The organism is Vibrio palustris (assembly GCF_024346995.1).
GTDB lineage: Bacteria > Pseudomonadota > Gammaproteobacteria > Enterobacterales > Vibrionaceae > Vibrio > Vibrio palustris.
The window spans coordinates 359113-374006 of record NZ_AP024888.1; the positions used below are offsets into that span (position 1 = coordinate 359113).

Consider the following 14894-nt stretch of genomic DNA (forward strand, 5'->3'; position numbering starts at 1 on the left):
GCGAGACAGTATGCGTATTCGCTCATCATGATACATGGACTTGTCATTTTTTTTACATATTAATGAACACGTGTTCATTTTATAAAAAATGCGCAGTCACACAAGGAAAAGAGACCATTAGGCGTATGACGCACTTATCTATCAACCAGTTATCCGTTGCATATGGCAGCCAAACCGTCCTAAACAACATCAATTTAGACGTGCAGCAAGGTGAAATGATCGCATTGCTTGGTCCGTCTGGATGCGGAAAAACCACGCTACTGAATACGTTGTGCGGCTTTACGTCGGCAGACTCTGGCAAGATCATGGTGGCTAAGCGAGATATTACGCATTGCACACCAGAATCTCGCAATATCACCATGGTTTTTCAAAGTTACGCGCTATGGCCACATATGACCGTGGAGCAGAATATTGGATTTGGACTGAAAATCCGCGGCTACTCAGCGGATATTATTCAGCAGCAGGTTCACCACATGCTGGAAGCGGTTAACTTACCCTCGATTGCCCACCGCTTAGTCACTGAACTTTCTGGTGGGCAGCGCCAGCGTGTCGCATTGGCTCGAGCGTTAGCGGTCAACCCCGATGTATTACTGCTTGATGAGCCTTTATCTAACTTGGATGCCAAAGTGCGTTTATCGGTACGTGATGAAATTAAACATCTGCAAGAAAAACTCGGATTTACGTCGATTATTGTTACTCACGACCAAGAAGAAGCGCAGGTGATGGCCGATCGTATTGCTGTACTAAACCAAGGGGTAATTGAGCAACTTGGAACTCCGCAAGAGATTTATCATACACCGAAAACTCGTTTTGTCGCCGATTTTATGGGCGCAGATAACACCATAGCACTGAAAGATTTAACTGCCTTGGGTGATACATATTTGCCACAACAAGGTGATGGGAAAACGCTACTCGATACGTGGAAGCAGGAAGGGACTCAAGATGTGTACTTTCGTAGTGAACATACCCATATCCTTCCTCAGGGAAATCCTATTGCCACCGCGGGGTTAGCATTGACTGGACATGTTGAGAGAAGTGTTTTCTTAGGCGGTGGTTATCAAACCATGGTTCGGGTTAATCAATGGGCGTGCCATGCGCGTAGTCAGTGCGAGCTGGCTATAGGCGCTCCCGTTACCGTGGTCATCGAGCCACATCATTTATTAACGTTTTAATCAGAATGAAGACAAACCAATAGGGAAAAACTGTATGTCTATGAAAAAACGATGTTTATGGGTATATGCGCTAGGAATGCTGTCATCTGCTCCTGTAATGGCGGCATCACCAACTGTGTTGAATGTTGCGACGGCGGGTAGCCAAAACATGGTTGACTACGTGAAAACCTATCTCGCGCCAAAATTTGAAGCTGCGCATCCGAATGTTGATGTGCATGTGATTGGCACGGGACCGGGCGATGCGGGCTCAAATAAGATCAATGAAAAGCTGCAAGCACAGCAACAAGCTGGGCAAGAAAACTGGGACATTGACGTCGCTGTCGTTCACCAAAAAATTGGCGGGCAGATGGTGCACGAAGGTTTACTAAGCCAATACACTGCCGATATTGATACCGGAAAAATGGTGTCTCGTGATAGTGCTAAAAATGCGTTAGGAACGAACGTGACAGGTTATGTCATGCCCATGTTTCATAGCCAAACGGCGATTGCTTATAATAGCGATCTGATTAAAACGCCGCCGGCATCTTATGATGAGTTGGTCAAATGGAGTCAACAACATCCCAAAGCTTTCGGTTACAACGGTATTAAAAACGGCATGTCAGGTGTGGCGTTCGTTACCGGGTGGATGTACGCCTATGGTGGTGGCGCTGATGCGTTAACCCATGGTGAATATAATAAATCGAAAGAGCAACAATGGCCGCAAGCGTTCAAAGCGCTCAAAGCATTCAACCAAAACGTCACGTTTACTCCAGGTAACGCGGGAACACTTGATATGTTGAATCGTGGGGAGATTTATATGGGCCCAGTGTGGGTTGATATGTTCTATAGCTGGAAAGCACAAGGGAAATTATCGCCAGCGATGAAGCTCAAATTGATCTCACCAGGAATGCCCGGTCAACCAATGTATTATGTCGTTCCGCAAAAGGCTGCGCATCAAGCATTAGCGAAAGAATTCATTGCGCTTGCAACCAGCCCAACAATCCAAGCCAATGGTATTGTTAAGCGTTTTAATTGGTACCCAGGAATTGATGCAGATTACGTCAAACCGCAACTAGACAACAAAACATGGAGCAAGTTGTTTGATGAGATCACGCCAAGCGATCTGAAAAACTACGGTAAGAGTTTCCCGCTCGCGGCATACTTTGATGATATTAAAGAAGGTTACGAGCGACAGGTGACAAACTAAAGGAGCCGCGCCGCGTGTCATGGTTTGATCGTAATTTGATTAAGCCATGACTCTACCCACGCTTTAAACTCGCTCAATGTGGATGCGATAACTTGCACTGACTCTGTGAACCATCACTAGGTTGGTTAAATATTTCGTGTCCACGTATTTACTGATGAAGATTATGGATAACCAATCAAGTACTTATTCTTGGCTATTGGTGTTACCTGCTAGCTTAGTGATTGTGTGTTGCTTTGTTTACCCGTTGGGGTTTTCACTGTACTCAGGCTTGACCAATGAAGCAGGGAGTCTAACACTGGCTCATTTGCACAAAGCCATTCTATTTTATGGCAAAGATATCATTTTTACTGCTGTGATCGTGGCATGTTCTATTGGGTGTATCGTTGTACTCTCTGTGAGTGTCAGTGCAATTGTGACGCTGTCACCTTATAAGGGGCTTGTCAACGTGCTCGGCACACTATATCGCATTCCGTTATTCATTCCGTTTATTGTTACTGCGCAAATGATGCGTACTTTCTTAGCGAAAAATGGCTTGATGAATAATGCGCTGGTGGAAATGGGCGCGATGACGCCATTTGAAACGATTTCGTTTCTCGGTTGGAAAGGCATTATCATTACTTTTGTTTGGAAACAATTTGCCTTTGCCACGTTATTAATTGCTGGCGCGATGGCGGCTGTCGAGCAAGAACAAATTCGTGCGGCACGTAACCTCGGTGCCAGTCGGATGACTATTTTACGCAAAGTCATTATGCCACAAGTGACCACTACAATTGGGGTTGCGGTGGTGTTGTCGACGGTCTCGATCATGTCGGTGTTGTCTGTGCCGATGATGATAGGTACTGGAACCCCCACCATGCTGACCGCCGATATGGCGTTTCGGATTAATTCTTATAGCGATTATCCGGTCGCCAATGCGTTAGGGATTATTTCGTATTTGATGACGGGGTTATTCAGTTGGTTCTATTTACGTAAACAAATGAAAGAGGTTCGCTCATGATAGGTAACAGCATCTTTGCGCGCACTGAGGCCGATAAAATCTCACGCTTACCGGCATTATTGCGTCGTATTAGTACGACGATTCGCGCCAACTTTTGGCTGCAAACTCTGTTTATTGTCGTGCTAGCGATTGCCATATTTGGCCCCTTTATTAACCTCATGATGTGGAGTGTGACCGAGAGTTGGTACTTCCCGCATTCATTACCTAACGCATGGGGGCTTAGGTATTGGCATGAAGTGTTTAGTCCATACAGTGATGTTTCTGGCTCACTGATGACCAGCGTGGGAATCGCGGTCGCAGCAACCATATTTGCGTTAATTATCTCAATTCCCGCAGGTTACGCGCTTTCGCATACCAGCATGCCGTATCGTTTACCGTTAATGCTGTTGTTTCTATTACCGCAAGCGTTTCCTAACCTCACCGTCTACATGAACATCGCGAAAATGTTCTATCAAATTGGTCTTAACGGCACTGTTGTCGGCGTGGTTTTGGTGCATACCGTACATGGGCTGATGTATTCGATTTGGATTACCGTCGCGGCATTTTCCGCGCAAGATCCGCTGATGGCACGCGCCGCGCGCAACTTAGGAGCCGGGCCTATTCGTACATTCTTTATGATTACGTTGCCCATGGCCGCGCCAGGCATAATGGCAAGTGGTATTTTTGTATTCTTAGAATCGCTCGATGAGTTTACCGGGACATTCTTTGTGGGCGCACCGGAGGTGAATACTCTACCTTTATTGCTGTATACGGCGAGTATGGAAGGGAATTACCAGATCTCATCGATCACTGCGCTGATACTCCTGGTGCCATCTATCGTCTTTATGATCATTATCCAAAAATTCATGCGCCCCGATACACTTGCTAAATTAGGTAAGTAAGACGCGAACACCCATGTTTAGAGACGATGAAACAGTTGGCGAAAACGTGAAAAATAATTGAGAAAATCAAAAATTAATAGTTGCCACGTGCCAAACAAAGGCTCAGAATAGCGGACTTTTCGCGTGTCATCAATACACGGGTGTTTTTTATCATTTTAGTTGAGAATATATATGGGTTTTACCTCGTTAGGTCTTTCTGCGCCAATACTTAAAGCAATAGAGGAAAAGGGTTACACAACACCTTCTCCTATCCAGGAACAAGCAATACCCGCCGTGCTAACGGGTAACGATATCATGGCAGCAGCACAGACAGGAACGGGGAAAACCGCCGGCTTTACATTGCCAATTTTAGAGCTGCTAGCCAAAGGACCAAGCGTTCGTAGCAACCAAGTACGCGCACTGATTTTAACGCCCACACGTGAATTAGCCGCTCAAATCCAAGAAAATGTCGAAACCTATAGCCGACATTTGAAACTCAGTAATACCGTTATTTTTGGCGGTGTAAAAGCGAATCCACAAATGCAACGTATGCGTAGAGGCGCTGACGTATTGGTTGCAACCCCTGGACGTTTGTTGGATTTGTTTAACCAAAATGCCATTAAATTCGATCAGTTAGAAGTGTTGGTGCTTGATGAAGCCGATCGTATGTTAGATATGGGCTTTATTCATGATATTCGTAAAATTTTACGAGTATTACCGAAAAAACGTCAGAACTTACTTTTTTCTGCTACGTTCTCGGACAGTATTCGCGAGCTTGCGAAAAGCTTAGTGAATAATCCGGTTGAGATTTCTGTAGCGAAAGCGAATTCGACCGCCACTTTAGTTGATCAGCAAGTTTACACCGCCGATGTAAAAAAACGTGCGCCGATGCTGCTTAAGTTGATCAATGATGGTAATTGGCATCAAGTGCTGGTATTTACAAGCACCAAACGCGGCGCGAACCGCCTTTCAGAGTATTTAACTGAAAACGGTGTGATGGCAGCGGCAATCCACGGTAATAAGAGCCAAGGCGCGCGTACCAAAGCGCTTGCTAACTTTAAATCGAAAGAGATACGAGTATTGGTTGCGACCGATATTGCTGCGCGTGGTATCGATATTCCTCAGTTACCACAAGTTGTTAACTTTGATTTGCCAAATGTCGCAGAAGATTACGTACACAGAATAGGTCGTACCGGCCGTGCTGGTGAAGTGGGCAAAGCTATCTCGTTTGTCACAGCGACCGACATTGCGGAGTTATCTGCAATTGAGCGTTTGATCAAAAAAGTATTGCCACGTTTTGAGCTAGAAGGTTATCCGGCAACCAATAAAGTGCCAGAAACCAAATTAGATACTCGTCCAATTAAGCCGAAAAAACCGAAAAAGCCACGTGTACAATCTGGCTCTAGTGACGCAAAACCGGCTGCAGGTGGTGAAGCACGTCGTGGTGATGCCCCTGCTAAACGTCGCTCAAACGGTAGCAATGGTTATAAAGGTAAGTCTGGATCGGCTGCTAAATCGACTGGTGGTGAAAGCCGTAGTAATAGCAATGCGAAACCAGCTGGCGGACAACGTCGTAGAAAGCCACAACCAAAGCCATCAACATCGAACTCATAAATGACGAAGTGATGTAATCCCTGATTTATATGAAAGCCATCGTCTAGCCCCTGTAAGTCTCTGCTTACAGGGGCGTTTTTATGTCTAAAAATAGGATGAGTTCTGGCGATAATTTATCTTAGTGTTATAAAAACATAGCAGAGTGAATCTGAGCTCAAGCCAAGATGTATCGCAACCCAAACATTGACTTTGCTCACGATTTGGTGTGCAATGCTAAATGCATCCTCCGTAAAATGAGAATTTATCAGTGCTTTTTGCTGATTAACTCTCTTTGAACGGTGATATACGCTTGTAATACCTTGTCTTGTATAAAGTATTACGTCCGCGTGAGAGCGATAAAATCATCTCCCTAATCGTATTGTATGCCTAAATATTACCTTTCTTATCAACGACTCAGTTCGTCTATTGGCTAATGGTTTGGTACCGTTGTGCCTGTGTGATGATGAGCATTAGTTCGTTGCGAGAAACGTAACACCACAAAAGCGATCCGCTTGTTCGATTCGATTTGTCGATAAACACCGTTTATTTCGGTAATAAACAAAAAGTAGCCATCGGCAGCCTTAGAATTTTATTGATTTCAGGTTGTTGGCGGGTGACTTTGAAAAAAATCGAATTCAATAAGCGGTATCATCCGACATTTAGAGGAGTAACGTTACTTTTATGAACAAGTCATTTGCTATTTTTATCCTTTTGGTTATTTCTGCGCTTTGGGGCGCTCAGTTTCCAGTCATTAAATATCTTATAAATCACGGCCTATCTGCGGAAGAGATTACGTTTTTCCGTATTTTTATCGGCTTTTTCGTCTTACTTGCTTGTATGCTGTGGAAAAAAGACCGCTTTTCTTTTGACATTAAATTCTGGGTATTAGCCGCCTTGCTGGGGGTGTCTGGTGATTTTCTAGCGCAGTATTTGATCGCCATTGGCCAACAAACGGTCACGGCGGGACTCTCTTCTATTTTGATTGCAAGCTCGCCATTTTTTACCTTCTTATTACCGTACCTTATACCAGGCCGAAAATTGAAGAAGCCGCAATTATTCCAGCTTGTCTCACTTGGATTCGGGTTGGCCGGTATAGTGGTGATGAGTTATCAAAGCCTGAAGCTTTCGGCGGATATTTTTGGCATTGCTTGCATCATTGGGGCCGCCTTCATGTTTGCAGTGGTCAATATTGTTGCAGAATATGCGCGTGATTATTCAGGGCTCTCAGTGAGTACTGCTGCATTGTTAATAATGCTCGTTCTTTTGTTCCCTTTCAATTATCAGCATCTATCGTCACTCAGTGTAAGCGCTTTACCTGTGCTCTCGGGCATTGTGTTTTTGGCTGTGTTCTGTACGGCAATCGCATTTTTGCTAATGCTATTATTAGCACAAGGCACAGATGCCGTGTACCTATCGTATAGCAATTTCTTAGTGCCAATTTTTGGTATTCTGTTTGCAGTTATTTTGTTAGGTGAGGAAGTGAGAATTGAAATGCTCATTTCTATTATGTTAATTTTAATTGGAATTACGTTATTGAATCTTCCTCGCAAAGAGGGAGCAAGCAAAGCCTGTGATGCCAATTAACTGACGTTGCGGGTTTAAAAAACCGAGCTTTATGTATGGGAAATTGACATAGAGCCGGTATGACCCACTGTGATACGACACAAATGGCTAAGAGGCAGTGTTGTATCACAGTAATGTAAGTTAAGACACTCGCGCTCTTTGCCTGAGCGCGAGCGATTAAATAGGTATGCGCTGGTTGATATCTGGCTATATGGGGTTAGGTTTGATGTGATTTTTACTCATCACCAAGATATTGTATCACCACGGTATTTCATCGCCGCTATAGCTATAGAATTTACCTGTCTCTGCTGGTGTGATTTTCGTGAGCACATTGAGTAAGCATTGGGCGACATAATCTGGAGTGAACAGCTTGTCTGTCGGAACATTTTTTTGAAATGGTTTGGAGAGCTGTGTATCTGTCGTGCCCGGGTGAAACGCAATAATACAACACCTCGGTTGTTTTATTTTCCATTCTATACTGATGGTTTTAATCGCCATATTTAATGCGGCTTTAGAGCAGCGGTAACTTATCCACCCACCAATACGATTATCCTCGATGCTGCCAATTCGTGCAGAAAACGCAACAAAGTACGTTTGATGCTTCCCTTTGAGATGATTGGCAAAGTGCTTACTGAGTAAAAGAGTCGGCAGAGCATTCGCGTTCAAGTTATTCTGAAAAAATACGGGATCAAATTCGTTGATGGATTTTTCTGGCCTTTTATCGGGTTGATGTAATGCACCTACCGTATTAATCAGCATGTTTAGATGAGGTACATGTTGTGCCAAGGCCATCACATCTTGCTCTGCTGAAACATCAGTTTTAAACCAGACGATATGCTCGTTTTGCACCGCTGGCGGTGTTGAATGATACGTAGCATAAATGGTTACATCATCATAAGCGCTTAGGCAGTGTTCTATGAGTGCCTGCCCAATCCCTCCTGAACCACCAATAATTAAAATTTTCATAAGCTTATAACCCTTTTTTGTCATGAATACAGAATAGAATAGTAATAGAAAGGTTGCGAGATAAAAGGTTTGCTATGCTAAGGATTGGTGGCAAGATGAGCTATATATGTGAATATTATTAAGTCATATTGTTGGTCTGGTGTTTTTAGGTTGTGTGATTAAGTTGAGGTAGCATCCCATGAGGTTATTATTAGCGGCAATGAGTGGCTTTTTCCTATCGGCTTGTACAACGATTGGTCTGCAAGTGGCTAATATTCCGTCCAAATTTAGTGCCAATGATATTGTCACAAACATTGTGTTTGATCAGCAGACTTCTCAAAAGCTGGATATTTATATTCCACCGCATGAAAAAGGTGCCAAGTTACCCGTCATCGTGTTTTTTTATGGAGGGCGTTGGGAATCAGGTTCAAAAGATATGTATGCCTTTATGGGGAATAATTTGGCGAATAAAGGCTTTATTACGGTTATTGCCGATTATCGTAAGTATCCGCAGGTAACATTCCCGACGTTTGTAAAAGATGGTGCAAAAGCATTGGCGTGGGTTGATGATCACATTCAAGAGTACAGTGGTAATCGCGATCGAATCTTCGTTGCCGGGCACTCTGCTGGGGCGCACATTGGAGCACTATTAACGGCCGATGAGCGTTATCTCCAAGAAGTGGGCAAGGATCCACGTATGATTAAAGGGTTTGCAGGATTGGCTGGCCCGTATGACTTTGTGCCTCAAGCAGAAGATTTGAAAGAGATTTTCGCGCCGCCTGAGGAGTATCCGCAGATGCAAGTCACGACTTTTATTGATGGTAGTGAACCACCGATGCTCTTGTTATGGGGGGCGGATGACAAAGAAGTCGGCCGAGTTAACCTTGATGCTCTAACGAAACAATGCGAGCAAAAAGGGGTTAAAGTGACGCAGAAAATCTACCCTGGAGTGGGTCACGTGGATATTTTAGCGAGTCAAATTTGGTTTTATCCAGGCAGTGTCACCACCCTTAGAGATATGGCTCAGTTTTTTAGACATATTCAATAGTACTCTCGTAGTGAACTTAGCCATAACAAGTAGTTAGTACTTGTTAAGTGGTAAATAGATATCGTAACAATGGCGCAATTAGTCACACCTCCTGTGTGGCTATTGCCAAAGCGCCAGTAAAAAAATAGCGATCGCTATTGCGAACGTAACTTTTAAATACAGTCCCAGTGGTGCACCGCCTTTAGGCGGTTTATTGCAGCATCCCATTATTTATCCTCATGACGTTTTATATCTGCTCTCTTTGTGTTTAGCTTAAACCTTACCCCAAGTGTAAGGTCAATAGAGTCAATATACTTAGCATATTTTACATTTATTTTTCTCAGGAACAGGAGTAAGCAAGCGATGACGATACCTTGGTATTCTCTTGGTGGTGGCATTTTATTAGGAATTTCTGCTGTATTATTACTGTTATTTAACGGCAAGGTTGCTGGCATTAGCGGGATCGTGACTCGCGCCATGTCGATAACGAAAGGGGATGGATTGTGGCGTTATCTCTTTTTGTTTGGTCTCATTGCTGGCGGTTGGCTTGGGACGCAAAGTGCTTGGGCTGAAATGCCTAAGGCCTTTACCGGCCATTCAGGTTGGTACTACGCCGTCGCTGGTCTGCTGGTGGGAGTGGGAACACGGTTAGGTAATGGCTGTACCAGCGGGCATGGTATTTGTGGGATGGGACGTTTCTCATCACGCTCAATCGTCGCGACACTAATCTTTATGTTGATCGCTGCGGTAACCGTATTTTGCACGGTTCATCTATTAGGAGCGGGCCAATGAATAAGATGGCATTTGCACTGGTAGCGTTGATATCAGGTTTATTGTTTGGTGTCGGTATGGCTATTTCTGGTATGGCAAACCCGCAAATCGTACTCGGTTTTTTAGATGTATTTGGTGACTGGGATCCGCGTTTAATTTTTGTGATGGGCGGGGCACTTGCGGTTTTCATCCCTGCTTATCGCTGGTTAATCCTGCCCAGAACCACTCCAATCAATAGTGACGAATTTTGTTTATCGACAAAGACGAACATTGACCGACAACTTATTAGTGGCGCGGCGATATTCGGCGTTGGCTGGGGCTTAGCGGGTATTTGTCCTGGCCCTGCGATTGCAAGTTTAACGATGGGAAACCCAGATGTGTGGATATTTGTCATTTCCATGGTGATTGGTTTAACCTTGACGAATCGATTGCTCACCCGTAATCAATAACGATAAACCAGATAGTAGGAGTGTACTTTGCAGCAATTAACCGAAACAACCATCCATTGCCCATATTGTGGCGAGCCTATCGACGTATTATTGGATCCTGCCGATATTGATCAGCAATACATTGAAGACTGCCAAGTGTGTTGTAAACCGATTAACTTTTTTGTCTTTGAAGATATGGATGATGAATTATCGGTGACTGTCTCCAGTGATGACTAGCGATAACGCACATAGATAAACGGTAATTCCTTGGGATACATGTGGTTTCTGCGTGCTATGTTAAACCCTCACATTATGGATAAATGAGCCAGACCTCTAGGATTTTATTAACAATGTTAATAGGTTAACGTGGAAATAGGTTGATAGGTGTTAGGCAGAAATGGTCGGTGTTTATAATATTGAGACTCTGATAATTGAACTGGAAAAGTCGCTTCTTACTTACGAGGTAAGGCATTCTGAGGCTGAGCTAAGAAAAAGGATCGCGCCAAATTTTAGAGAAATTGGCGCAATAGATACTATAGGGCCTGTTAGTACTTTAAAGTTATTTTTCTCGGCTACTACTGTCGATTCGCTCACCCACGTTAGGAGATATTAACGATGGTACGTAATGTGATTGGTATTGTGTTTTTGGTCCTGTCTGGCCTCTATATTGGTAACTTTTGTTTGTTCTCATTTATGTCTTATCCGGAAGATGAGCGTGTGAAGTGGATCATGCTCAGTACATTTGCCATTATAGTCTTGGTTTTTCATTCAATCGGTTTACTGCTTTATAAAGGCAAAAATTGGAAAGTATCAACTGGGATCGGGCTGCTTTGTGGCGCAGTTATTGGTGTTTTTGGCGTGGCGATAATCTTTGCTATACGACACTCTTCTCTCGTACAAATCTCCAGTGATGCCCAAATGCTCGATCGCTTTTTGAATGGTTATCAGTTTGGTTTATTGACAACCATTGTTCTATTGGGGGTAGGGAGTGGCTTGTTGTGGCAAGGCAGAAAAGTGCAAGGCGATGAATGATCGTGTTTGCATTGTGATGCTGGATATTATTGGGATCTGACTAGCACTATGTTTGTAGGTGTATTGCTAGGGACTTTAACAAAACCCTATGTGTTTGTTATGGTGAAATAGGATGATAGCGTAACAGTCAGCTTGATGTTTTTTTATAAACAAGTGTTGATATCCAGCTCTCTGTCACGATTTAAATGATGGTATTAACGCTAGAATGGCGTTGATAAAAACTGGATTCATCTTCTTTTTAGTCACCAGTTATCTGCATAGGCGTCCTATGGTCTATGTTTAGGTTCAATAACATTGATAAGGAAGCGACCATGAGTGATATTTTTAAGGTAAAAGATACAATATCAATCGATGGCAAGGAGCATGCCTACTACAGTTTACCGAAACTGACCGACACCTATAAGAACATTAGTAGCTTGCCGTATTGCATGAAAATCGTCTTAGAAAACCTATTGCGTAACGAAGACGGTGGTCAATCTGTCGGTAAAAATCATATCGAAGCCGTGGCCAATTGGGATGCTGGCGCTGAGGCGTCGCAAGAGATCGCGTTTATGCCAGCGCGTGTTGTACTGCAAGATTTTACCGGTGTGCCATCAGTCGTTGATTTGGCCGCGATGCGTGATGCGGTGGTTGAGCTTGGCGGTAAAGCTGAACAAATCAATCCATTTATCCCCAGTGAGCTGGTCGTCGATCACTCAGTACAAGTCGATGCCTATGGCCGCGGTGATTCGCTGGACTTAAATGAAAAAATCGAATTCAAGCGTAATAACGAGCGTTATGAGTTTTTGCATTGGGGGCGTAATGCCTTTGAAAACTTCGTTGTGGTTCCACCTGCGACAGGTATTGTGCATCAGGTCAACCTTGAATATCTCGCTCGCGTCGTGATGGCAACTGAGGTCGATGGTGAGCTAACCGCCTATCCTGATACGGTGTTTGGTACTGACAGTCACACTACAATGATCAATGGTATTGGGGTGCTTGGCTGGGGCGTCGGTGGTATCGAAGCAGAAGCGGCCATGTTGGGCCAGCCCTCTTCAATGCTTATCCCACAAGTGGTGGGGTTTGAGCTGACCGGTAAATTAACCGAAGGCGTGACCGCGACAGATTTAGTCTTGCGTGTGGTTGAAATGCTACGTGCCCATGGCGTAGTTGGAAAATTCGTTGAGTTCTACGGTGAAGGCTTGCACAGCATGCCGCTCGCCGATCGCGCCACTATTGCCAATATGGCACCGGAATATGGTGCTACTTGTGGCATATTCCCAGTTGACCAAATGGCCATTGATTATTTGCGCCTGTCCGGTCGCGACGAAGCCCAAATTGAGCTGGTGGAACACTATGCCAAAGTGCAAGGGTTATGGCATGATGCCGATACCCCAGCAGCAACCTATTCAAGCAAGCTAGAGCTGAATCTATCGTCTGTACAACCTGCACTAGCGGGCCCTAATTTACCGCAGCAACGTATAAACCTTGCGGATATGCATGCCAAATTTGGTGAAACCGTCGCGAAAATGGCGAAAGATCGTAATGCTGAGAGTGAAGCAAAAGGGCGTTTTGATCAAGAAGGCGGCGAAAAAGGACAAGCCGATCAATTAGCCGCTGAGCCTAAAATAACCGTCGATACTCAAACCGAAAACAGCAAAGCCCATCAGCCAGTCAACGAGGTTTTCTCCAACGTCAGCATTGATAATAAACAGCATAAATTGCGTGATGGCTCAGTCGTTATTGCGGCGATCACCTCGTGTACCAATACGTCTAACCCAGCCGTAATGATCGGTGCCGGACTGGTTGCTAAAAAAGCGGCGGCCAAAGGCCTAAAAGCCAAACCTTGGGTTAAAACATCACTCGCGCCCGGTTCTAAGGTTGTCACTGATTACCTAGAAAAAACCCACTTGATGGATGAGTTGGAAAAAACAGGCTTTTATTTGGTCGGTTACGGTTGTACCACATGTATTGGTAACTCAGGGCCACTGCCAGACGCGATTGAAAAAGGGATTGAAGAAAACGACTTAGTGGCCGCGGCGGTCTTGTCCGGTAACCGTAACTTTGAAGGTCGTATTCACTCACATGTTAAAGCCAGTTATTTGGCGTCACCACCGCTTGTTGTCGCCTATGCGCTAGCAGGTACCGTGGATATTGATATGACGACTCATCCTATTGGCGAAGATCAAAACGGCAAGGATGTGTATCTCAAAGACATCTGGCCCACCTCGGATGAGATCAATGAGCTGATCGCCAACAACATCGATGCCGATATGTTCCGTAAGAACTACGGCGAAGTGTTCAAAGGGAGTCAAGCATGGAATGATATTAGCTCAGCGGACAGTCAACTATATCCGTGGAGCGAAGAGTCAACCTATATCAAAAACCCGCCGTTCTTCAATGGTATGACGATAGAGCCAGAAGGGATTCCGGATATCGAAAATGCGCGTATCTTAGGCTTGTTTGGGGACTCTATCACCACCGATCATATCTCGCCTGCGGGTAACATTGCTCCTGATTCACCGGCCGGTCAATATTTACAAGAACGGGGCGTGAATAAAGTAGACTTTAATAGTTATGGTTCACGCCGTGGTAATGATGCCGTCATGACCCGTGGCACCTTTGCCAACATCCGTATCAAAAATACCATGATGGGGGGTAAAGAGGGTGGCTATACCTATTACTTCAAAGGCGACAATGCCACCCTACAAGATGGCGAAGAGATGCCAATCTACGATGCCGCAATGAAATACAAAGCAGACAAACGTCCTCTTGTCGTGCTTGGCGGTGCTGAGTACGGCTCAGGCTCTAGTCGTGACTGGGCAGCGAAAGGGACGAACTTGCTGGGTGTAAAAGCGGTGTTGACCAGCTCGTTTGAGCGTATTCACCGCTCCAACCTTGTTGGTATGGGGGTATTGCCGTTGACCTTTAAAGACGATGAAAATGCTGCGACTTACCAGCTTGACGGCTCAGAAGTGCTTAGCATTACAGGCCTTGATAATGGTGAGAGTCAAACCGCCACCGTCACTGCCACGCGTGCTGATGGTTCGTCTGAAGTCTTTGATGTCAATGTTATGTTACAGACGCCAAAAGAGCGCGAGTACGTGCGTCATGGTGGCGTATTGCATTATGTGCTTCGTCAACTGGCCAGTGAGAATCAAGGCGCGGCATAATCGCTTAATTCGTCTTAATATTCGCAAAGCCCAATCCCGATTAAAGTCGGGGTTGGGCTTTTTTTATGTGTTGATTATAGCCTTGTATCATGAATGGTACTGATAAAAATAAGCATAAATGGTGCACAACAAAGCGGAGTAATAATAGCGAGTACTATTATTAATTTT

13 protein-coding genes are annotated in these 14894 nt (G+C 44.6%); 12 read left to right on the plus strand and 1 reads right to left on the minus strand.

Annotated features, from left to right (window positions below; all coding sequences use genetic code 11):
- Positions 1 to 125 precede the first annotated feature (125 nt).
- The 6 genes from OCU30_RS14015 to OCU30_RS14040 all read left to right on the plus strand — a co-directional run bounded on the left by OCU30_RS14015 (position 126) and on the right by OCU30_RS14040 (position 7392).
- Positions 126 to 1172 (plus strand): ABC transporter ATP-binding protein, encoded by a 1047-nt coding sequence (locus tag OCU30_RS14015; protein WP_077314438.1) that lies wholly within the window; start codon positions 126 to 128, stop codon positions 1170 to 1172.
- Between the two features lie 34 nt (positions 1173 to 1206).
- Complete coding sequence (locus tag OCU30_RS14020; protein ID WP_077314437.1) at positions 1207 to 2358, plus strand: ABC transporter substrate-binding protein; 1152 nt, start codon at positions 1207 to 1209, stop codon at positions 2356 to 2358.
- 163 nt (positions 2359 to 2521) lie between these two features.
- Positions 2522 to 3355 (plus strand): ABC transporter permease, encoded by an 834-nt coding sequence (locus tag OCU30_RS14025; RefSeq protein WP_077314436.1) that lies wholly within the window; start codon positions 2522 to 2524, stop codon positions 3353 to 3355.
- Complete coding sequence (locus tag OCU30_RS14030; protein ID WP_077314435.1) at positions 3352 to 4236, plus strand: ABC transporter permease; 885 nt, start codon at positions 3352 to 3354, stop codon at positions 4234 to 4236. Before OCU30_RS14025 ends, OCU30_RS14030 begins: the two co-directional genes overlap by 4 nt.
- A gap of 171 nt (positions 4237 to 4407) precedes the next feature.
- The gene (locus OCU30_RS14035) at positions 4408 to 5829 is read left to right on the plus strand and encodes a DEAD/DEAH box helicase (RefSeq protein WP_077314434.1); all 1422 of its coding nucleotides are present in this window, start codon (positions 4408 to 4410) and stop codon (positions 5827 to 5829) included.
- Between the two features lie 660 nt (positions 5830 to 6489).
- A complete protein-coding gene (locus OCU30_RS14040; RefSeq protein ID WP_077314433.1) occupies positions 6490 to 7392 on the plus strand; it encodes a DMT family transporter in 903 nt (300 codons plus the stop codon).
- Between the two features lie 237 nt (positions 7393 to 7629).
- Here OCU30_RS14040 and OCU30_RS14045 read toward each other — a convergent pair whose 3' ends face one another.
- Entirely contained in the window at positions 7630 to 8337 is a 708-nt protein-coding gene (locus OCU30_RS14045) for an SDR family NAD(P)-dependent oxidoreductase (RefSeq protein ID WP_077314432.1), read from the minus strand.
- Between the two features lie 178 nt (positions 8338 to 8515).
- Between OCU30_RS14045 and OCU30_RS14050 the strand changes: the two genes are divergently transcribed.
- The 6 genes from OCU30_RS14050 to acnA all read left to right on the plus strand — a co-directional run bounded on the left by OCU30_RS14050 (position 8516) and on the right by acnA (position 14726).
- Positions 8516 to 9364 carry an alpha/beta hydrolase gene (locus OCU30_RS14050; RefSeq protein ID WP_077314431.1) on the plus strand — a complete coding sequence of 283 codons (849 nt, stop codon included), beginning with the start codon at positions 8516 to 8518 and terminating at the stop codon, positions 9362 to 9364.
- Between the two features lie 342 nt (positions 9365 to 9706).
- Positions 9707 to 10135, plus strand: coding sequence for a YeeE/YedE family protein (locus OCU30_RS14055; protein ID WP_077314430.1), 429 nt, complete (start codon positions 9707 to 9709; stop codon positions 10133 to 10135).
- Complete coding sequence (locus tag OCU30_RS14060) at positions 10132 to 10563, plus strand: YeeE/YedE family protein (RefSeq protein ID WP_077314429.1); 432 nt, start codon at positions 10132 to 10134, stop codon at positions 10561 to 10563. The genes OCU30_RS14055 and OCU30_RS14060 overlap by 4 nt, the downstream gene beginning before the upstream one ends.
- Positions 10564 to 10590: 27 nt before the next feature.
- On the plus strand, positions 10591 to 10779 hold the full coding sequence (locus OCU30_RS14065) for a CPXCG motif-containing cysteine-rich protein (RefSeq protein WP_077314428.1): 189 nt from the start codon (positions 10591 to 10593) through the stop codon (positions 10777 to 10779).
- A 378-nt stretch (positions 10780 to 11157) separates the two neighbouring features.
- A complete protein-coding gene (locus OCU30_RS14070) occupies positions 11158 to 11574 on the plus strand; it encodes a hypothetical protein (protein WP_077314426.1) in 417 nt (138 codons plus the stop codon).
- Positions 11575 to 11885: 311 nt separating this feature from the next.
- The gene (gene acnA, locus OCU30_RS14075; RefSeq protein ID WP_077314425.1) at positions 11886 to 14726 is read left to right on the plus strand and encodes an aconitate hydratase AcnA; all 2841 of its coding nucleotides are present in this window, start codon (positions 11886 to 11888) and stop codon (positions 14724 to 14726) included.
- Positions 14727 to 14894: the final 168 nt, after the last annotated feature.